Source organism: Gardnerella sp. KA00288 (genome assembly GCF_049244085.1).
GTDB classification, from domain to species: domain Bacteria; phylum Actinomycetota; class Actinomycetes; order Actinomycetales; family Bifidobacteriaceae; genus Bifidobacterium; species Bifidobacterium greenwoodii.
In genome coordinates, this window is the sequence record NZ_CP058373.1 from 1,162,443 (window position 1) to 1,182,818 (window position 20,376).

General features: G+C 46.6%; 19 protein-coding genes. 3 read left to right on the top strand and 16 right to left on the bottom strand.

The genetic code is table 11. The annotated features are described in order from the left end of the window. Nucleotides 1–47: 47 nt before the first annotated feature. The 16 genes from aroQ to HXT52_RS04505 all read right to left on the bottom strand — a co-directional run bounded on the left by aroQ (nucleotide 48) and on the right by HXT52_RS04505 (nucleotide 16,786). A complete protein-coding gene (gene aroQ / locus HXT52_RS04430; RefSeq protein WP_004136988.1) occupies nucleotides 48–503 on the bottom strand; it encodes a type II 3-dehydroquinate dehydratase in 456 nt (151 codons plus the stop codon). A 19-nt stretch (nucleotides 504–522) separates the two neighbouring features. Continuing rightward, the gene (locus HXT52_RS04435; protein ID WP_421775811.1) at nucleotides 523–2,190 is read right to left on the bottom strand and encodes a bifunctional shikimate kinase/3-dehydroquinate synthase; all 1,668 of its coding nucleotides are present in this window, start codon (nucleotides 2,188–2,190) and stop codon (nucleotides 523–525) included. Next, entirely contained in the window at nucleotides 2,187–3,374 is a 1,188-nt protein-coding gene (gene aroC, locus HXT52_RS04440; RefSeq protein WP_410314602.1) for a chorismate synthase, read from the bottom strand. Before aroC ends, HXT52_RS04435 begins: the two co-directional genes overlap by 4 nt. 47 nt (nucleotides 3,375–3,421) lie before the next feature. Further along, nucleotides 3,422–3,928: a prepilin peptidase gene (locus HXT52_RS04445; RefSeq protein WP_032837764.1), complete on the bottom strand. Its 507-nt coding sequence runs from the start codon at nucleotides 3,926–3,928 to the stop codon at nucleotides 3,422–3,424. A 178-nt stretch (nucleotides 3,929–4,106) separates the two neighbouring features. After that, nucleotides 4,107–5,294 (bottom strand): endolytic transglycosylase MltG, encoded by a 1,188-nt coding sequence (mltG, locus tag HXT52_RS04450; protein WP_410314600.1) that lies wholly within the window; start codon nucleotides 5,292–5,294, stop codon nucleotides 4,107–4,109. Between the two features lie 45 nt (nucleotides 5,295–5,339). Further along, nucleotides 5,340–5,798, bottom strand: coding sequence for a Holliday junction resolvase RuvX (gene ruvX / locus HXT52_RS04455; protein ID WP_004128848.1), 459 nt, complete (start codon nucleotides 5,796–5,798; stop codon nucleotides 5,340–5,342). 54 nt (nucleotides 5,799–5,852) lie between these two features. Beyond that, a complete protein-coding gene (gene alaS, locus HXT52_RS04460) occupies nucleotides 5,853–8,537 on the bottom strand; it encodes an alanine--tRNA ligase (protein WP_421775812.1) in 2,685 nt (894 codons plus the stop codon). 137 nt (nucleotides 8,538–8,674) lie between these two features. After that, a complete protein-coding gene (locus HXT52_RS04465) occupies nucleotides 8,675–8,920 on the bottom strand; it encodes a hypothetical protein (protein ID WP_410296457.1) in 246 nt (81 codons plus the stop codon). Next, nucleotides 8,920–9,351 carry a DUF948 domain-containing protein gene (locus tag HXT52_RS04470; protein ID WP_421776186.1) on the bottom strand — a complete coding sequence of 144 codons (432 nt, stop codon included), beginning with the start codon at nucleotides 9,349–9,351 and terminating at the stop codon, nucleotides 8,920–8,922. The genes HXT52_RS04465 and HXT52_RS04470 overlap by 1 nt, the downstream gene beginning before the upstream one ends. A gap of 150 nt (nucleotides 9,352–9,501) precedes the next feature. Beyond that, nucleotides 9,502–10,176, bottom strand: coding sequence for a histidine phosphatase family protein (locus HXT52_RS04475; RefSeq protein ID WP_421775813.1), 675 nt, complete (start codon nucleotides 10,174–10,176; stop codon nucleotides 9,502–9,504). Nucleotides 10,177–10,209: 33 nt separating this feature from the next. Then, entirely contained in the window at nucleotides 10,210–10,443 is a 234-nt protein-coding gene (locus HXT52_RS04480; protein ID WP_155114702.1) for a hypothetical protein, read from the bottom strand. A gap of 53 nt (nucleotides 10,444–10,496) precedes the next feature. Continuing rightward, on the bottom strand, nucleotides 10,497–11,123 hold the full coding sequence (gene rpsD / locus HXT52_RS04485) for a 30S ribosomal protein S4 (RefSeq protein WP_004105277.1): 627 nt from the start codon (nucleotides 11,121–11,123) through the stop codon (nucleotides 10,497–10,499). A gap of 433 nt (nucleotides 11,124–11,556) precedes the next feature. Beyond that, entirely contained in the window at nucleotides 11,557–12,324 is a 768-nt protein-coding gene (locus HXT52_RS04490; protein ID WP_375169059.1) for an ABC transporter ATP-binding protein, read from the bottom strand. A 4-nt stretch (nucleotides 12,325–12,328) separates the two neighbouring features. Further along, on the bottom strand, nucleotides 12,329–13,540 hold the full coding sequence (locus tag HXT52_RS04495) for an ABC transporter permease (protein WP_419389178.1): 1,212 nt from the start codon (nucleotides 13,538–13,540) through the stop codon (nucleotides 12,329–12,331). 45 nt (nucleotides 13,541–13,585) lie between these two features. After that, nucleotides 13,586–13,978, bottom strand: coding sequence for a DUF4418 family protein (locus HXT52_RS04500; RefSeq protein ID WP_419389179.1), 393 nt, complete (start codon nucleotides 13,976–13,978; stop codon nucleotides 13,586–13,588). A gap of 141 nt (nucleotides 13,979–14,119) precedes the next feature. Then, the gene (locus HXT52_RS04505) at nucleotides 14,120–16,786 is read right to left on the bottom strand and encodes an ATP-dependent helicase (protein ID WP_421775814.1); all 2,667 of its coding nucleotides are present in this window, start codon (nucleotides 16,784–16,786) and stop codon (nucleotides 14,120–14,122) included. 156 nt (nucleotides 16,787–16,942) lie between these two features. Between HXT52_RS04505 and HXT52_RS04510 the strand changes: the two genes are divergently transcribed. From HXT52_RS04510 to HXT52_RS04520, 3 genes are all read left to right on the top strand, one after another. After that, a complete protein-coding gene (locus HXT52_RS04510; RefSeq protein WP_004136969.1) occupies nucleotides 16,943–17,524 on the top strand; it encodes a xanthine phosphoribosyltransferase in 582 nt (193 codons plus the stop codon). Nucleotides 17,525–17,690: 166 nt separating this feature from the next. Beyond that, nucleotides 17,691–18,926: an acetyl-CoA C-acyltransferase gene (locus HXT52_RS04515; protein ID WP_421775815.1), complete on the top strand. Its 1,236-nt coding sequence runs from the start codon at nucleotides 17,691–17,693 to the stop codon at nucleotides 18,924–18,926. Between the two features lie 79 nt (nucleotides 18,927–19,005). Beyond that, complete coding sequence (locus HXT52_RS04520; RefSeq protein ID WP_421775816.1) at nucleotides 19,006–20,367, top strand: hydroxymethylglutaryl-CoA reductase, degradative; 1,362 nt, start codon at nucleotides 19,006–19,008, stop codon at nucleotides 20,365–20,367. Nucleotides 20,368–20,376: the final 9 nt, after the last annotated feature.

Below are 20,376 nucleotides of genomic sequence, written 5' to 3' on the forward strand. Positions count from 1 at the left end.
ATCTTCGAGCCTCGACTCGGGTGTTGTATTAAAAGCGACTTAAAAAGTTATATTAAGTGCGCAACAGCCTCGAGCGCAAGCTTGTAACCGTACAATCCCATGCCAGTAATAGTGCCGGTTGCAACAGGACTAATCACGCTTATTTTGCGGAAAGAATCGCGTGCGGAAGGATTAGAAATATGCACTTCCATTAGCGGCACTCCAGCGTCCAAAACCATGTGAGCCGCATCCGCCAGCGCATAACTGTAGTGCGTGAAAGCAGCAGGATTCATAACAACAGGAGTATGCGTGTCGGCAGCTTCGTGCATCCAATGAACCATTTGCGCTTCATCATCACTTTGACACACTTCTACTTTTAAGCCAAGCTCCGCTCCCCACTTTTCGCAAAGCGCGCACAGAGTTTCAAAATCTTGACTGCCATAAACGTCTGGCTGACGAACGCCGAGACGGCCTAAGTTCGGACCGTTTACAACAAGAACTTTTTTTGGTTGCTGATTTTCCATTATTGCCTCGCAAAGTTAATTATTTTTTATACACGCGCTTAAAAGCTTCTTTAACTGCTTCAATAGGCGGATTGTCTAAATGAATAGGATTCGAAATACCATCCAAAATTACGAAACGTAGCATGTTGCCGCGCGCTTTTTTGTCACGATGCATAAGATTAAGCACGCGCTCAAACGCAGCGTCAGAATCTTCTCTACTCTGCCACGAAGTTGGTAATCCAAGCGAATCTAAAAGCGAACGATGGTAGGAAACATCTTCAGCATCCAAATATCCTAAAATTTGCGCAAGCTCGGCCGCAAAAACCATGCCAACAGCAACAGCGTTTCCGTGACGCCAACGGAAGTGTTCAATCTGCTCAATCGCATGGCCTAAAGTATGCCCGTAGTTCAAAAACTCGCGCAAACCCTGCTCTTTTAAATCACTCGAAACGTGATACGCTTTTACTCTAACAGTGCGTTCAATAAGATTCACAATAAGCTCGTGAAGTTCGCTATTATTTTCAATTTGATTCCCATTAAATTCGCGCAAAAGCTTAGCATTATTCGAGTCGCTAAGAATCTTCAAAATTTCGCCGTCTAGAATAAAACCAGATTTTGCAACCTCACCCAGGCCTTCAATAAGAATATCGTTTGGCAAAGTTGAAAGCGTAGAAGTATCTGCCAAAACGCCAGCTGGAGTGTAAAAACTTCCAACCAGATTCTTGCCAGCATCCGTATTGATACCAGTTTTTCCGCCCGTAGACGCATCAACCATTGCAAGAAGCGAAGTTGGGCAGTTTACGTAACGAATTCCACGCATCCAAGTTGCAGCAACAAAGCCGGCAACATCCGTAGCAGCGCCGCCTCCTAAGCCAACAATCGCGTCGGAACGCGTAAAACCAGCTTCACCTAATCTAGCCCAAATTCCGCTCGCAACTTGAATAGTTTTTCCAGCTTCAGCATCCGGCACAAGTATGTCTAAAACTTCATAGCCTGCTTGGCGCAAAATTGCGCGAGCTCTGTCACTGTGGCGCTGAACCGGCTGCGTGTGAACTAACGCCACTTTAACCGGCTTAGTTCCAAGCATTTGCGGCAAAAGTTGCATGGCACCGTCGCCAATTCGCACATCGTACGGCTCAATTGCTTCGCCTGTAACATGCACTATGCGTTGCATAATCATGCTCCTTAACTTTTCTGCAGCCATATACGGATTTGAACCTTTTGTTGGCATGTGAATATTTGATACTGCCCTAAAAATTGGGTCTCGCTGCTCAAATAATTCCATCCAACGCTTTTTAGCGTCTTGGCCGATTAGCATAGGACGATTATTGCTCCAACCTGCGCGCTCAATAGCATCGTCTGCGCTGGTTTGCAAATACACTACGCGACCGCCAAGATTCACGTATTCTTTTAGCACTTCCTGCGTTTCTTTGCGAACAGGAGCGCCGCCACCAAGAGAAACAATGCCGGAATCAGCCTGATTTTCTAAAATTACGTTTCTAACTATTCTGGCTTCTATATCTCGGAAAGATTCCTGACCAAACTGCTCAAAATATTGAGTAATTGGCATATTAATTTCGCGCTCAATCATGTCGTCTGTATCGCAAAAAGGCAGATTCATAAGATGCGCAACTTCGCGACCAACGCGCGTTTTTCCGGCGGCAGGCATGCCGATTATAACAGCTAGCGGAATTTTAGTATTGCTCATTTCATATTCTCCGGCCAAGAAGCTAGGTAAGACTCTACATTCCGGCGCGTTTCTTGCAAAGAATCTCCACCAAACTTTTCCAAAGCATACTTTGCCAAAGTAAGTCTTACCATTGCTTCTGCAACTACGGAAGCCGCTGGAACAGCAGTAAAATCGGAGCGCTGATTAATAGCTTGAGCAGCTTCGCCAGTAAGCACATCTACTGTGCGCAAAGCGCGCGGAATAGAAGGAATCGGCTTCATTGCGGCACGCACGCGGATAATTTCGCCGTTTGACATACCACCTTCAATGCCGCCAGCGCGATTAGTTAGTCGGGTGATTTTGCCATTTTCGTCTGCTACGATTTCGTCATGCGCGGCCGAGCCTGGACGATTTGCTTCTTCAAAACCGTCTCCAATTTCCACGCCTTTAATAGCCTGGATTCCCATAAGCGCAGCCGCTAAAGCTGCGTCCAATCGGCGATCTGACTCCACGTATGTTCCAACTCCAGCAGGCATGCCGTAAGCAAGCACTTCTACTACTCCGCCTAAAGTATCTGCATTTGCTTTTGCTTCGTCGATGCGAGCCATCATTTTAGCTTCGGCGTCTTTATCTAGAGTGCGAACTGGAGAAGCATCCAAAGCCGCAACATCGTCAGGTGTTGGTAAAGCTAAACTTTTGTTAGCGTAAACGCCACCGATTCCAACAACGTGCGCAACAGTGCGCACACCCAACGCCTGCTGCAAAAACGCATCAGCAATAGCACCCAAAGCAACGCGCGAAGCTGTTTCCCTAGCGCTAGAGCGCTCCAAAACTTCGCGAGCATCATTAAAACCGTATTTGCGCATGCCAGTTAAATCCGCATGCCCAGGGCGCGGCCTAGAAAGTGGCGCGTTTCGACCAACTTTCTCAATCTCATGATCCAAAGGATCTGCGCTCATTACTTCCGCCCACTTTGGCCACTCTGTATTCGCGATTTCTACAGCAATTGGAGAGCCAAGCGTTACTCCGTGGCGAACGCCGGTTAAAAGACGCACTTTGTCTTGCTCGAACTTCATGCGAGCGCCACGGCCGTATCCAAGACGACGGCGCGCAAGAGCCGCAACAACATCGCTACTAGTAATGCGCACGCCAGCAGGCAAACCTTCAATCATGGCAACTAATGCTTCACCATGCGACTCCCCTGCAGTTTGCCATCTAAGCATGCCATTCTCCATTCTCAACTAATTTACGTGTCTAAATACTTACTCTACTAAGCACCAAGTATTGAGTGGGTTGTTATTGACAGCAATGCTGCGATTATGGCTGATATTGCTTCTACTGGCACGAATGGTACTGATGCGTTGGCTGGCATGCGGATTTTGCAGTAAATTTTCCATGCTAAAAGCCAAAGTAGGCCAACTACTCCAACTAAAGCAAACCAGTAAATTAAAGAGTCGAAGCCGAATAATACCAATGCTTGTGCGATCATTGACGCACTCGTAACATCTCCGAAGCCAACGGAATTTGTTGGAGCGAGTTTTCGCATAATCCAATAAATTACAAAAACAAATACGCAAGAAATACAGCCTAAAATAAGCACGCTAATATTTCCAAACAAAATAATCGAATATATAAGATTCGCAAAAGATTGAAAAATTAGCGCAACAACAACCCAAAGTCTTGGAACTACGCGACTTCTTATATCCGTTACGCAAACTGAAATTAAGCACACAAGCGTTGGTAGCGCCGATATTATCGTAATAATTAATTGCCTCATTAAAGCAAATTACGAAAACTTATAAAACTTTTGCAACCTAAACGCATCCATGTGGTTAAAACCCTCCAAACGCCGGAAACTCCTCTCGCGTTTGGAGCAAATAGCACTCCATAACCCTCCAAACGTGGGAAACTCCTCTCACGTTTGGAGCGCCACGGCAATCAAAAATAAGCTTAGTTTAGTTGCCTTCAGGATTGTTGCGCTTGTACTCGTCGCGGAATTTCAAAAAGTCGTCTTTGTTATCCGCAAACTTCGTCTCACCAGTCTTCAAATTCGTGGTAACGAAGTAAATCCACGGACCATCTTGAGGCTTAATAGTTGCAAGAAGAGCGTTGTCTCCAGCAATACCAATAGGCGTAGGAGTCAAACCCTTGTGAATGCGAGTATTGTAAGGATTATTTGGATTATCTAGCATTGATTGCGTAAGCTTTATAGGCTTTACTCCCGCTCCGTAACCAATTGTAGAGTCCATTCCAAGAGGCATATCTTTTGCCAAACGGTTTAGTATTACGCGCACAACTTTGCCGTAATATTCGCGATTATTCACTTCAGCTTCGGCAATTGAGGCCATAATTAAAGCTTTTTCGCGATCTTCACCTTTAGGAATACCAAGAGAGTCGAGCTTAGCAATACGCTTTTTTACCATTGCGGAAAGAATATCTTCCGCACTTTTCATAGATTTTACGTTATAAACTCCAGGCTCTAGCCATCCTTCGATGCTTCCTTTAGCTTCTGGAGGCAAAATTCCAGCTCCCCCATCTGCCAAAGCTGCTTTAAACTTATCCATGCTTATTCCAGATAAGCTTGAAGCGCGCTGCAAAACTTCAGTAGCGTGGTCTCCTGCACGAACGTCAAGGAATCCGCCGGCTTTTGTTTGATCGGAAAGAATATTAACCACGTCAATAGCAGCCATATGCTTTTTAAGCGAGTAAACTCCCGGGTACAAGATTTTATTATTTGCAGCAACTGCGGAAGTAAAAGCTGATTGAGATTTAACAACATTTGCTTTAACTAATTTGTTGGCAACACTAATAGCACCCTCGCCGGTGTCAATAGTAAACTCAACCGTTCCAAAGCCTGGGCCTGGCCAGTCTGCAACCGACTCGCTATTTTGAGATAATTTCCACGCGCGAACCGCACTGTATCCAAAATATCCAACAACAGCTAATACGAATACGAGCAGAATAGCTAAAACTACTTTTGCTCTACGCCTGCGTTTTTTTGCCGCAAGACGAGCTTTAGCACGTTTTCTGGAGCTAACAGTCGAAGATTTGTCTTTAGAATTAGATGATTTTGACGACGGCTCGCCATCATGCTCAGTCCACTTTGCATGTTTGTCAAAAAATTCATCAAAATTGTCAGACACGCTATGCTCCTCTTCGCTATTTCTACTTTTACACGATTTTCAAAACTACTCTGCATTATTTGCGTCAAGCGCAGACTGCAAAATTAATACTGCCGACTGCTGATCTACCATAGGACGATGCTTGCGAGTAGAAAAATCAGCTTGTAGCAACTGCCGGTGAGCACTAACTGTTGTTAAACGCTCATCCTTCCAAACAATATCAGGTATGTAAGAAAGCGTCCAATCTCCAACATTTTTCGCTAATTCAATGCGTTTAGCTAAATTTTTACCCCACCGACGCGCTTTTTTCGCAGATTTTCCTTCAGAACCGTCTAATTGAAGAGGCAAGCCAATTACAACACGTTTAACTTGATTTTCTTCTATTAGATTCATGACTTCGTCAATAGCTCTAAAAGAATCTCCAAAAACTTGCACGTTTCCGATTGGATGCGCAAAAGTAAGCTCAGGGTCGGAAAGTGCAAGCCCGACCCTGGCATCACCTAAATCAATACCTAACCACACCATGATTCGTGTTGCTTTCGGTAAAGATTTTAAATTTTAAGCAGGAGGCTACGAGACTCAGGCGAGCTCAGCCACTTGCGCTTTTACAGCTTCCAACGCTTCGTCGATCTTAGAAGCGTCTGTGCCGCCGCCCTGAGCGAAGTCTGGCTTGCCGCCGCCACCGCCGCCAAGAACCTTGGAAGCAGTGCGAACCAAGTCACCAGCCTTAGCACCAAGGCCACGAGCAGCCTCGTTAGTTGCAACTGCAACCATTGGCTTATCGTCCTCGTTTACGCCGCTCAAAACTACTACTGCAGGAAGGTCCTCACCTAGGCGAGAGCGAACGTCAAGAACAGTCTTACGAAGAGTTTCAAACGATCCGAAGTTTCCAACGTTCTTAACAGCCAACTTAACGCTTCCGGCACTAGCTTTAGCGGACTCAATCAAAGCTGGAACAGAATCTGCAAGCTGAGACTCGTAAACGGCTGCAAGCTTACGATCAGAATCCTTCATCTTGCTAAGCAAAGATTCCAAACGTTCAGCCAACTCATCTGGGCGAGCATTAACCATGTCTGCAAGTTGAGCCACCAAAGTGTGCTCGCGAGCGCCATACTCGTATGCTGCCTCGCCGCAAAGAGCGTCAATACGGCGAACGCCAGAGCCAATAGAAGACTCGGAAAGAATAGTTACCATACCAATCTTTCCGGTGCTCTTAGCGTGAGTACCGCCGCAAAGCTCGCGGCTCCAACCGTCGCCGATTTCAACCACGCGCACAACGTCACCGTACTTTTCGCCGAACAAGTGCATTGCTCCAAGCTTAAAAGCGTCGTCGATTGGCATTTCCTTAGGAACAACCTGCAAATCGTCGCGAATACGCTCGTTTACGCGAGCTTCCACGCGGGAAAGCGCATCCTTTTCAACAGCCTTTGGCCACTGGAAGTCGAAGCGCAAACGATCTGGATCAACCACAGAACCGCGCTGAGTTGCCTGCGGACCAAGCTCTTCACGCAAAGCCTTGTGAAGAGTGTGGGTAGCAGTGTGAGAACGTGCCAAAGCAGCCCTGCGAACCTGGTCAATATTCGTGTTTACAGGAGCGCCAACGCTAAGCGTTCCTTCAGTCAAACGGCAGCTGTGCACAATCAAATCCTTGATTGGACGCTGAACGTCGTCAACTTCCAAAATTGCGCCGTCGTCGGAAATAATCTCGCCTTGATCTGCAATCTGGCCGCCGCGCTCAGCATAGAATGGCGTGCGGTCGAGAATAATCTCAACGTTTGCAGGAGCAGTAACGCTTTTAACAGAGCCTTTACCTGCTTCAACAATTGCCAAAACGTTAGAACGGCTTGAGAAGTCTGTGTAACCGAGGAAGTCGATTGGCTTTTCAAGCGCCTTCTTAATATCGTCGTAAACGCTAACGTCCACGTTGTGACGCTTCTTCAAAGCGTCAGCGCGAGCGCGACCTTTCTGCTCGCTCATAAGCTCGCGGAACTTAGCCTCGTCAACCTTAACACCCTGCTCGGCTGCCATCTCAAGAGTAAGCTCAATTGGGAAGCCGTAAGTATCGTGCAAAGTAAACGCGTCTGAGCCGCCAACCATAGGGTCGTCTTTGTGCTCTTTCTTAGCTTTTTCAACAGCCAAGTCGAGAATAGTTGTGCCCTTTTCAAGAGTCCTACGGAAAGCATCTTCCTCACCGTAGGCGGCTTCACTAACCTCGTGGAAAGTATCGTTAAGCTCTGGATAGCTTGGCTCCATTGCAGACTTAGATACTGGGAACAAGGTTGGAAGAACTGGGTCTTGAACGCCAAGCATACGCATTGCGCGAACAGTTCTACGAAGAAGACGACGAAGCACGTAACCGCGGCCAACATTACTTGGGCGCACGCCATCGCTCATAATCATCAAAGCGGAACGCACGTGATCTGCCACAACGCGGAAACGCACGTCAGCATCGTTATTATCGCCGTACTTTACGCCACTAAGCTTTTCTGCAGCTTCAATAACTGGGTAAACTTCGTCAGTTTCGTAAATATTTTCCTTACCTTGCATAAGATAAGCCAAACGCTCCAAACCAGCGCCGGTATCAATATTCTTCTGATCAAGCTCGCCAGCAATATGCAAATCAGTCTTAGACTTGACGTTATCTACCTGGTAATTTTCAAAAACCAAATCCCAAATCTCAATAAAACGAGATTCGTCGGCAGCAGGACCGCCGTCACGACCATACTTAGGACCGCGATCAACGTAAATTTCGGAGCATGGGCCGCCAGGACCAGGGCCACCGGTAGTCCAGAAGTTATCTTCCATGCCGAAAACTTGCATGTGTTCTGGATCAAAGCCCTCGTTCTTCCAAATTGCGCGAGCCTCGTCATCGTCCGTGTAAGTGGTTACCCAAAGCTTTTCTGGGTCAAAACCGTAGCCGCCCTTGTCTTGCGGAGTAGTTAAAAGCTCCCAAGCGTAGTGAATTGCTTCTTCCTTAAAATAATCACCGAAGGAGAAGTTACCAACCATTTGGAAGAAGGTTCCGTGACGAGTGGTTTTACCAACTTCGTCAATATCAAGAGTGCGCACACACTTTTGGTTCGAAGCCATACGTCGAGAAGGAGGCGTCTGCTCACCAAGCAAATAAGGAATAAACGGCACCATGCCGGCAATAGTAAAAAGCGTCGTTGGGTTCGGCGAAATTAGGGATGCCGAAGGAACGACCATATGACCATTTTTAGCAAAATAGTCAAGATAACGCTTTGCAATTTCTGCTGTGCGCATACGTACGAACTCCTTGTGTAATTTTTAGCAAGATCTTGTCATGCAAACATTCAATATAGTACTTCAACACTTAACTTAAACAAACTTTTTCGACTAGCATTTTAGTAAAAACGCAAGTCTAACTAGCAAAAGATTAGTTAAAAATCCTCATGACGACTGTGAGCATAACGAGAATTAAGCTCGTCCTCATGCTTTTTACGACTTTCATTAAAATCTTTAAACAATCCCAATATTGTGCTTAAAGTAATATTTTCCGGCTCTTTACTAAACACAAATTTGCGAGCAGCATCCGGCATTTTGGCTTTTACGTAGGCACGAGCTTTTGTTACAGCAAGCACACCAATTACAATGCCAACACACATCCAAAATAAGCGCTTGAACATTACTCCCCCTTGCTTGCAATATCGGAAGATTCTTTTGCAGCGTGACGGCCAGTAGAATGCGAGTCGGTTGGAACAGTAGGCTTATTAAAGAAAGAAGCAACCGTATCTTTTAGCGCGTAGCCGGCAGCCGCAACCTTAACAATAGGCTTTCCAAGGAAAGCACCATACAAATCAGTAAGAGCACCAATATTCGTAACAGTTGTGCGCGTAGCTCCTGAAACAGCGTTTACATCGTCAAGAGTCTTATTAACTTGCTTAATCGTCGTCACAGACTCGTCAATTGCAGGCATCGCATGCTCACCCGACTCTTTGACAGTTTTCGCAATCTGATCGAACAACTTGCCCAATCTAATTAGCGGATAAATCAAAAAACCCGAAAGCACAGTAAACGCAATCGCGGCAATAAGAGCAGCTATGTCTCCAACGCTCATCGTAACCTCTTTCTGTACCATTTTTGCTTAAGACTTCACCGCGCTGAAAGCTAATACAACAGCAAATCAGACTACAGTTAAAACCATTCGCAATGACTTAAGACTAACGAACGGTAACGACGCATACGTTAAGAAAGCTGTAGCAAAAAGCTACTCGTTGTATCCTTGAATAGTAATAGCGTTATCAATAGGTTTGGTAGTGTCAAAATCGAGCCTAGTTACGCTTCCGTTTGCCGGGCGCTCGCTTAAATCGTAACCTGCAGGCGCAAAACGGTACATAAGACTTAAAAGCGTATTTCCGTGCGAAATCTGCAACACGTTATCGCCATCTTTAAGCGAAGAATTTGAGGAGATAAGCTTAAAACCGTCTTCTACGCGAGTCCAATACTCAATATCTGACTCGGCATCGTGGAAAGGATCAGCCTCTTTAAGCATGTCACGAGTGGCCGCAAGCCCAAACTTTTCAACGATTTCGTTGTAGGTGTGCGCTCCATTAGGCGCTCCTGCAGCCCACCAAGCCATTTGCATATCTTGGCCTTCAAAATAGCCGTAGCATTGCTCGCGAAAATGCATATCGCTTACAAGCTTTGGACGCGCGTTACCGGCAGCCTCGTTTGCGTCGAGAATACGCTGAGCCGTGATTTGCGCACGCGTAGTATCCGAGCAGTAGGCTGCAGCAAAAGTAATATTTTGCAGCTTTTTTGCAGACTTGTCCGCATCCTTCAAACCTTTTTCGGTAAGCGGAGAATTAGACCAACCTTGCAGACGATTGTAACGATTAAATAGCGTCTGACCGTGACGCACTAAATAAAGATGCAGCAACATAGCTCCATTATTGCACTACGCGGTACATAAGCGTCAAAAGTTGCGCGACAACAAATGCCGTGTATATTCCCGGCAAATGTTTCCAAAACCAGCCAAAACGACAACAAAAGCCGGAGAAAAAACACGGCAAATGTGGTCAGCCAATGCCAAAACGACAACAAACGCCGTGCATATTTCCGGCAAATGTTTCCAAAACCAACCAAAACGACAACAAACGCCGGAGAAAAACACGGCAAATGTTCCATAAAACGCATTGACCCCTGCCACGCGAATGCGCAACAGGGGTCAAGCGGTATGTCCTTAAGAATTAAATCGGCGAATTAACGAGCGTAGTATTCGACGACGTACTGAATGTTGACTTCAACTGGAATCTGATCGACTTCCGGCTTACGAGTCAAAGTAGCCTTCAAAGAGGCAAGATTCACATCGAGATAACCAGGAACTGCTGGCAAAACGTCGCGATGAACGCCTTCTGCAGCCATCTGGAATGGAACCATGGTCTGGCTCTTGGCACGAACCTGAATGGTCTGGCCTGGCTTGACACGGTAAGATGGGCGATCAACAAGATTGCCATCAACCAAAATATGACGATGTACAACAAACTGACGAGCCTGGGCAGTGGTGCGAGCAAAGCCTGCGCGCAAAACCAAAGCATCAAGACGAGTTTCCAAATCGGTGAGCATTGCGTCACCGGTCTGGCCTGCAGTGTGCGTACCCTTCTCGTAAGCAGCGCGAAGCTGCTTTTCGGAGATGCCGTACTGAGCGCGAAGACGCTGCTTCTCGCGAAGACGTACTGCGTAATCGGACTCGGTGCGACGACGAGTGCGGCCGTGCTCACCTGGAGCATATGGGCGCTTCTCGAAGATACGCTGAGCCTTTGGGGTCAAAGCGATGCCGAGGGCGCGAGAAAGACGCACCTGACGGCGAGAACGCTGAATATTAGTCATAACTAATCCTTTAATTCTGTCGTTATCTGAACGGAACGCGAGCCAAACTTTTAGTCAATCGTAAAATCTCCTAAAAATTACTCACGCTGAGCCGGCCTCTCCAGTGCTTCTTCGTGCTAACACACGAACGCGTAAGTATTAAAACGTTGAAATAACGCCATAACTACCGCGCGCCGACCCACTGATGGGCTAAGGCTCCAGATGATGCTTACACAAAATAGGCATCGTTTCTAATTCTACACACCAGTAAGAATAATTGTTGATATTTTAATTCCTCACGTTTGGAGCGCAAACCCACACTAAACCCTCCAAACGCGAGAAAAACTACCCACGTTTGGAGCATTCAAAGCCCGAAAACACTCCAAACGCGGGAAAAATTGCGCGCATTTGGAGCGATACGCCAGACCAAACCATCCAAACGCGAGAACTAATTTTAGTGAAGGGAGCCAGTATCCATTGTGTAGGTGCAATCCGCGCTTCGAGCAGCTTCAGAATCGTGCGTTACCATAAGAACCGCAGCACCACGATTTGCAGCCTCGCGCAACATTTCCACCACTATTAGAGTGTGCTCTGGATCTAAATCTCCAGTAGGCTCGTCCAAAAGCAGAAGCTTTGGATTGTTTATTAGTGCGCGCACAATCATTACGCGACGCATCTCGCCGCCGGAAAGCTCCTTTGGATAGCACCACAGCAAATCTTCAATATGCAAGCGTTTGCAAAAATCAAGAGCGTGATTTGAGTAGTAATCTTCAACGTCTGTACTTTTGCTTTTTTGATCACTACTTTTTTGACCGCCGCTTTTTTGACCGCCGCTTTTAGCAATCTGCACGGGCAAAAGAATATTGTCATACACAGTAAGATTCGGCAAAAGCGTTTGCGATTGCGTAACAAAACCTATATTTTGCGCGCGCAATCTAGATACTTCCCCATCGCTAAATTCAGGCGCGGAAATCTCCTTGCCTAAAACCGTTACACTTCCGTGAGTTGGCTTAAGCAATCCGGCAATCAAATTCAATAAAGTAGATTTTCCGTTGCCTGATTTTCCAACAATTGCAACAAAATCGCCACTATTTAGCGAAAAACTTACGTTGTTTACCGCAGAGAATCTGTGCTTTCGTCGCATAAACTCTCTAGTTACGCGAGTAAGATTCAGCACTGAAACAGGCGATTTTTCGCTATTTAATACCGTTTTTTCGCACATCTAATCACTCCCCTGCTCGAAGAGTCAAATACGTTTCACGCATTGCAATACGCCATGTTGTAAGCGCCGAAGCCGCAACAACAGAAAGCAGTGAAAGAACTATGCTAACAGCCATCAAAGCTATTACAGGAAGTGCCGTAACTTCCAAATACGGAAGCTGCAATTGTGAAGAAATAAGCGAACTATAAGGGAAGATTATAAGACTTGCAGACGCAACTCCAATAACTCCCCCCACAAAACCAAGTATTGCAGATTCGCGCGTAGCCACATCCAAAAGCATTTTTCGCGTAAACCCAAGTATGCGAAGAGAAGCAAACTCTTTTTTGCGCTCATTTAGCGAAGTTGCAAAAACAACAATCAGCACAAGCAATCCAACAATCCAACATGCGGCAATTATAAAAGTAAGCGAGCGCGTAAAAACGCCAAGATTAGCCTGAGTTGTTGCTGTAATTCCTCCAGGGAAAACTATGCCAATGCTATAAAGCCCAGTTGTTTTTTTAATATTTTGCGCAACTTGTTTAGCACTATAACCTTTGCGCACCTTCACTAAAACTGCAGAAATTGCTTTTTCTGCATACTCTTTTGGAATAGCTGTGTGATGCACTTTTGTAGAATACTCAACTACTTGCGGCACGCTTTCTCGTCGCACAAACACAGAATTATCAATGCTTGTGCCAGTTTTTGCGAGCTGAGCTACAACCGGCCATTGGTGACCAAAAAGCCGAACAGTATTCTTGTAGGAAACTAGTACGTTTGCTCCAGCAATCATTTCGCCTTTGTGCAAAGTCTTTTTATGCTGCGAATAAATCCAAGGGCCTATAACAAAATCGGAATCCGGATCAAAACCAATAATCTGCAGCTTTTCCGCGCAGCATCCTGCAGAAAGTGAGGAAATGTACGTTTGAGCGCTCGCCTTTTGAACGCCAGGCGAACGTCTAACTAAATCCTCAATATTATTGGTGAAGTAAAAAGTACTTGATCCGCCGTTAGTAAGTAGCGCCTCAGCTTTAGTATGCGTGCCGTTTGGAATAACCATAATGTCGGCTCCCATGCGGGCGCGCATACTGTTCAAGCCTTGCGCAAGATTCATAGAAATAAGCGAGCCGCCGAAAAATATGGCAGATAAGCACGCTGCAGCTACCAGCAATGTGGCAGTTCTAAGCGGCTTTCGTTTAAGATTTTCCAGCGGCAAACGCTTTAGCGTAATAGTGCGCATAATTTTTGCTTTATTAAGCCGTTTTACAAGCTATGCTATTAGCTATTAGTCTTCTTTGCTATCCAAATACACGGAAATAGCTGCGAACACCAATGCGAGCACGGAAAGAACAATCAGCGTTGGGCGCGTAACCGATGCGCAATGCATCATTGAGCTCTTGCAAACGCCAATAAGGAATGTTGGAACAGCAATCATAAGCAAAGAATTCACGATTACAGCAATGCTCAAACCGATGCGAACATTTTCTTTAACAAAAAGCGCAACAATTCCAAGAACTGCAATAACTAAGCCAATTCCAAGGGCAGCGCGACCAGTGTAGTAGCATGCCATATGCATTCCGCCTTCACTTTGGCAAACTTTTGCGAAAGTTAGCGGAGCAATAGCAATCAATATGCCCAAAATAATAGATGGAATTGATGCGAATAATTTGTTTTTCATAATTGATACCTCATTAAATATATATTATTTATCTTTTAGTGCTACATTTTCCTTAATGCAACACGCTTCTCGGCGCCCACACCTTCAAGCGCCACGTCCCTGCTAAAAAATATCTTACCTTGAACCGCATAAAACGAAATTTTACAATTTTTCGATTGGAGCGACTCGAAGCATTAAGCGCTTTACGCCGTCAGAACCAAAATCAACTGTAATAATTGAGTTTCTGCCCTTATCTTGAGTTGCAAGAACGGTTCCCAAACCGTAAGTGTCGTGCGTAATTTTGTCTCCAACTTGGAAATCTTGAATATTGAGATTGTTGTCTTTGTCTACAACTGAAGAAGATGAGCCAAGTTTTGTTGAGCTTGTTGACGACGCGGATTTTGCGGTGATTTTGCGCGTTTTTACAGAGCTTGACTTAGACCAATTCGATTTAGACGCGTACGATTTAGAACCGTAGGAAGAACCGTAGGAAGAGCTGGATCCATAAGAAGATCCGTAAGATTTGCCGGAGCCGTAAGATTTAGAGCCATACGATTTAGATCCGTAAGATTTAGAACCATACGACCTAGATCCGTAAGCGCTTCCGCCGTAAGTTGTTTTTTCGCTAAAAGCATCGCTGTAATCGTCATCCCAGCCACCGAAATCACTGTCGAAATCACTATTGAAATCGCCGCCAAAATCAGCGCCGAAATTGCCTCTGCGCTCACGCGATGCACCCCAACGATTAACATCAGCCTCTTTGCGCTTCCAATCAATCAAATCATCTGGAATCTCATCCAAAAACTGGCTTGGAAGCATATCTTGAGCCTGACCCCACTGCGCACGCACAGCAGCGCGCGTAACATACAAACGCTGCTTAGCACGCGTAATACCAACATAAGCAAGACGGCGCTCCTCGCAAAGCTCGCCATCGTCTTCCAAAGCGCGCGCATGCGGAAAAGTACCCTGCTCCATTCCAGTTAAGAACACAACCGGATACTCCAAGCCCTTAGCCGTGTGAAGCGTCATCAACGTAACTTTGCCAGTGTCTTCGTTTTCATCCGGCAACTGATCCGAATCTGCCACAAGAGCCGTCGTCTCAAGGAAACCAGCCACGCTAGCATCCGGCGTATTCTGCTCATACTCGGCCGCAACCGACTGCAATTGCGACAAATTATCCACGCGCGAAGCATCCTGCGGATCTTCCGAACGCTGCAAATCTTCCAGCAAACCGCTGTCCTTCAAAATGCTGTCAATAACTTTTGAAGGCTTCGAATCGTTATCTTGCATGCACGTCATCAAATTGTGCATAAGATCTCGAAACTCTTTAAGCTTCGCTGCAGTGCGAGTTGGCATGCCTTCGATTGATTCCAAATGTTCCAAAGCTTGCCAGAAGCTAACGCCCTGAGTTTGCGCATACAAGGTAAGTAAAGATTCTGCGCGAGGCCCCAGTCCGCGCTTTGGAACGTTCAAAATTCGACGCATATTCACGTCGTCGTCCGGATTTGCCATAGACTGCAAGTATGCGAGAGCATCCTTTACTTCGCGGCGCTCGTAAAACTTTGTGCCACCAACCAGCTGATACGGCAAACCTGCCTTAACAAGCGCATCTTCCAGCGAACGCGACTGCGCATTAGCACGGTACATAATTGCCATATCCGAATAAGCAACGCCCTCTTCACCGGCTAATCGCGCTATTTCCCCAGCAATCCAAGCCGCTTCCTGCTGAGCGTTGTCTGCAGCATATCCGCAAATTGGAGCGCCCTGGCCTAGTGCCGTCCACAATTTTTTAGGCTTACGGCCCTGATTATGCGAAATAACAGCGTTTGCAGCGTCCAAAATTGTTTGCGTAGAGCGATAGTTTTGCTCCAGCATAATAGTCGTTGCGTTCGGGAAATCTTTTTCAAAGTCTTGAATATTGCGAATATCTGCGCCGCGGAAAGCGTAAATTGACTGGTCGGAGTCGCCGACGACGGTGATTGATGCAGGAGGATCAACGGATTGTGCTTGCTGCTGCTGCGACTGCTGTACCGCGTTTGCGCAAGATTGCTTTACATCCACTCCCGCAAGCTCTCGAACAAGCTCATACTGCGCGTGATTAGTGTCCTGATACTCGTCAACCAAAATATAGCGGAACTTGTGACGGTAGTATTTAGCAACCTCCGGATCTTCTCGCATAAGCTGCACGGTTCGCATAATCAAATCGTCAAAATCAACAGCATTAGCCTGAGCCAAGCGATGCTGATATTCCGCATAAATCGAAGCATATACGGCTTCAGCATTTCCAGCGTGCGCAATCTGCTGACCCAAAACGCCCGGCTTGTAATCGTTGGCATACATGTCTAGCTGTTCTCGCCAACCAATCAAACTATTCTTACAATCAGAAATCTTCGCCAAAATATTTCGCGGAGTAAAACGCTTAATATCAACATTAAGCTCGGTTGCAATAATTTTTACTAAACGCTCGCAATCAGCAGTATCGTAAATAGAAAATCCCGGTTTTAAGCCAATACTTTGACCCGATTTGCGAAGTATTTTCACACATGCGGAGTGGAAAGTCGAAACCCACATGGTATTTGCTTCGCTGCCAATAAGATTGCTCAAACGTTCACGCATTTCAGCAGCGGCTTTGTTGGTAAAAGTGATGGCAAGAATTTGGCTAGGCCACGCACCTTTTTGGCTTAAAATCCAGGCGATTCTGCGCGTAAGAACTCGCGTTTTACCGCTGCCTGCGCCTGCTCCAATAAGAAGAGCCGGACCGTCGTATTGAACGGCTTTAGATTGCTGCGGATTTAATCCGTCGAGTAAAGATTTTTTAATTACGCACACATTTAAACATGTTTACCACATACTGCAGTCGTTTTTGCGTGATTTGTGTCACACGTTTGGGTATGCTTGAGCGTACTGCAATTTAATAAGCAAATGCAATCTGCAATATAATCTGCAATGTAATTGCAATGTAAGTTACGCAAGAAGGGGCTCATCGTGCAAGAACTGGAAGAACGCATCCTAAAAGACGGTATTGTAAAACCTGGAAACGTTTTGAAAGTAGACGCTTTTTTGAACCATCAGTGCGATGTTGAGCTGTTTGACCACATGGGAGCCGCTTGGGCTGAACATTTCCGCAATGCTGGCATCAATAAGATTCTTACGATTGAAGCTTCCGGAATTGGAATCGCTTGCGTTGCTGCACGTCATTTTGGCAATATTCCAGTGGTTTTTGCGAAAAAAGCGCAGTCAATTAATCTCGATGGCGACCAATACGTATCCACCGTATTCTCTTTTACAAAGCAGCGCGAATTTCCGGTAATTGTGTCGCGTAAGTACTTGAGTGCGGAAGATCGCGTGCTTATTTTGGATGATTTTTTGGCTAACGGCAAGGCTTTGCAAGGTTTAATTGATATTTGCGATCACGCTGGAGCTACAGTTGCCGGAATTGGTATTGCGATTGAAAAAGGATTCCAAGGCGGTGGTGACGCGCTTCGTGAAGCCGGATACGACTTGGATTCGCTGGCGATTGTGGATGCAATGGATCCTGTTGATGGCTCAATTTCGTTCCGTAAGTAAATAGTGTGCGGATTTAGACGCACAAACTCACTGGAGTAAGTCTAATTGTGAAAAAACCGAGAAGAATTTTTTGAGACTCTCGATTTTGCTCAGGAATACGATAAAGTAGTCCGGTTGGTATGTTGCAATTCAAATGCAACAAACAATTGATTAGGTGGCTAAACATATGACTGAAGTGGTGATTGCGAGCGCTGTACGCACGCCTATTGGCAAATTCGGCGGCAGCTTATCTTCGCTTTCCTCAGTTGATTTAGGAACGATTGCCGCAAAAGCCGCAATCGAACGCGCAGGTCTTAATGCTCACGACGTAGATCAGGCCATTTTTGGCAACGTTTTGCAAGCTGGCAGCGGTCAGAACGTAGCTCGCCAAATCGCATTGCGCGCAGGACTTGACACTTCCAGCTGCGCAATGACTATTAACGAAGTGTGCGGATCCGGCTTAAAAGCAGTGCGCTTGGCACAATCCGCAATCGTTATGGGGGACGCGCAAGTTGTTGTTGCAGGCGGCACCGAAAGTATGAGCAACGTGCCATTTTACGCAACTAACTCGCGATTTAGCGGTCATCGCTATGGAAACTTTTCGCTTATTGACGGCCTGCAGCGCGACGGCTTAAACGACGCTTTTACAGGCGACGCAATGGGCGTTACTGCGGAAAATGTTGCCGCAAAATTTGGTATTACTCGTGAAGCTCAAGATATTTTTGCGCTTAAATCTCACCAAAAAGCTGTTGCCGCTATTAAACGAGGCGATTTTGACTCTGAGATTGTGCCAGTAACTCTTGCAGACGGAACTGTTGTAACACGCGACGAACATCCTCGCGAAGATACGTCTTTAGAGCAGTTGTCGAAATTGCGCACGCTGTTTAAAGCGTCGGACGAAACTGCAAATTTGGCATGCGAAAATGGCGAGCGCGAAGTTAGCGAGCGCGAATCTACCGTAACTGCCGGAAACGCAAGCGGAATCAACGACGGAGCCGCAGCCCTCGTACTTATGAGCAAAGATTACGCGCAAGCGCACGGAATTGAATATCTTGCGCAAATTGTGGGATTTGCAGAAGGCGGAATTGACCCAGATTTAATGGGATACGCTCCAAAACACGTGATGGAACGCATGCTACGCGCAACCGGAAGCAGCGTTGAAAGCATTGATTTGTTTGAGATTAATGAGGCTTTTGCAGCGCAAAGCATTGCAGTTTCGGAGCAACTTCATATTGACGAGTCGAAGCTAAATGTGAGGGGCGGTGCGATTGCGCTCGGTCATCCGCTGGGTGCTAGCGGAGCGAGAATTTTGACGACGCTTATGTACGCTTTGCGAGACAGCAATAAGAAAAACGGAGTGGCTGCTCTTTGCGTTGGCGGCGGAATTGGCGTTGCGATGCAGATTAGAATGCGAAGCAATTAAGTTAGAATGCGAAACAATCAAGCTAGAATGCGAAGAAATCAGTAGCATTCGTAGTCGGTAAAATCATGAGGTGATTTCGATGACTGCTTTTCGTGAATTAAGCGTGGAAAATCGCATCAAAACCTTAAAAAATGATGGCGCGATAAACGAGTCTGAAGCAACTTTTTTACTTAAGCAGCTTTCGGAAAGTTCTGATACTACGATTCCCGCGGATGTTGCAAATCATATGATTGAGCATCAGATTGGAAAGTACACGCTGCCGGTTGGCGTTGTGCGCGGGCTGATTGTGAACGGCGAGGCTCGGGACGTGCTGGTTGCAACAGAGGAGCCGTCTGTGATTGCGGCCGCGTGCAATGGGGCGAGGATTGCGGCGGAGTCTGGTATCGAAGGCGGAATTGTTGCAAACTCACCACAATACGGAATTATTGCGCATTCGCCGCAATACGTGACTACAGCGCAAATAGCTTTTGAGGACGCGGACGGGAGCGTGGCGGCGCGTTTGCGCGAGATTGTTGAGGATTGTGCAAAGGTTGAAGATCTGCTGCGCGTTGCAAACGAGTCACACCCATCAATGAGTAAAAGGGGTGGCGGCGCGCGAAAATGCCGCGTTTCAGCTTTGCACGGCTTCGCCAAACTCGAGATTGACGTAGACACATGCGACGCAATGGGCGCAAACACAGTGAACACTATGGGCGAAGCCGTCAAAGCCCAGCTGGAAAGCTGGCTCGGCGTTGAGGCGCTTGCGGCGATTCTTACCAACACAAGCCGCGTTGCCACCACGGCAGAAGTGCGAATACCGGTTGAAGCGCTCGCTTCCAGGCGGCTTGAAGAAGCTAAACGCGAAGATGAAGGAAAGCGCCTCGCACGCCGAATCGCGGCATTAAGCGCGCTAGCCGCCAGCGACCCTGAACGCGCCGCCACGCACAACAAAGGAATCCTAAACGGCATTGCAGGAGCCGCGCTCGCGTCCGGAAATGATACGCGAGCGCTAGAAGCGGCAGCACACGCGTGGGCGGCGCGCTCCGGTCGCTACCTACCACTGTCAACGTGGAACACCGAAAGCTTAAACAACCAAACCATACTCCATGGCCGTATTGAAATTCCGCTACAAATCGGCATTGTTGGCGGCTCAATCTCATCTCTTCCAATGGCAAAACTCGCGCTTAAAATCGGCAAATACAAAAACGCAAACGACTTTAGAAACACGCTTGCAGCCCTAGGCTTAGTGCAAAATCTTGCAGCACTGCGCGCGTTGGCCGGCCCCGGCATTCAGGCCGGTCACATGTCATTGCAGGCCTCAAATCTTGCAATCGCAGCCGGCGCTAAAGGCGAAGAAATCGAGGCGATTGCGAAAAATCTTCTGCAACTTAGTCCTGCAGAAAGAACTACGGAAAAAGTTGCGCAATTACTTAAAACATTTCGCGAACCAAGTAAAAATTGAGGAAAATTT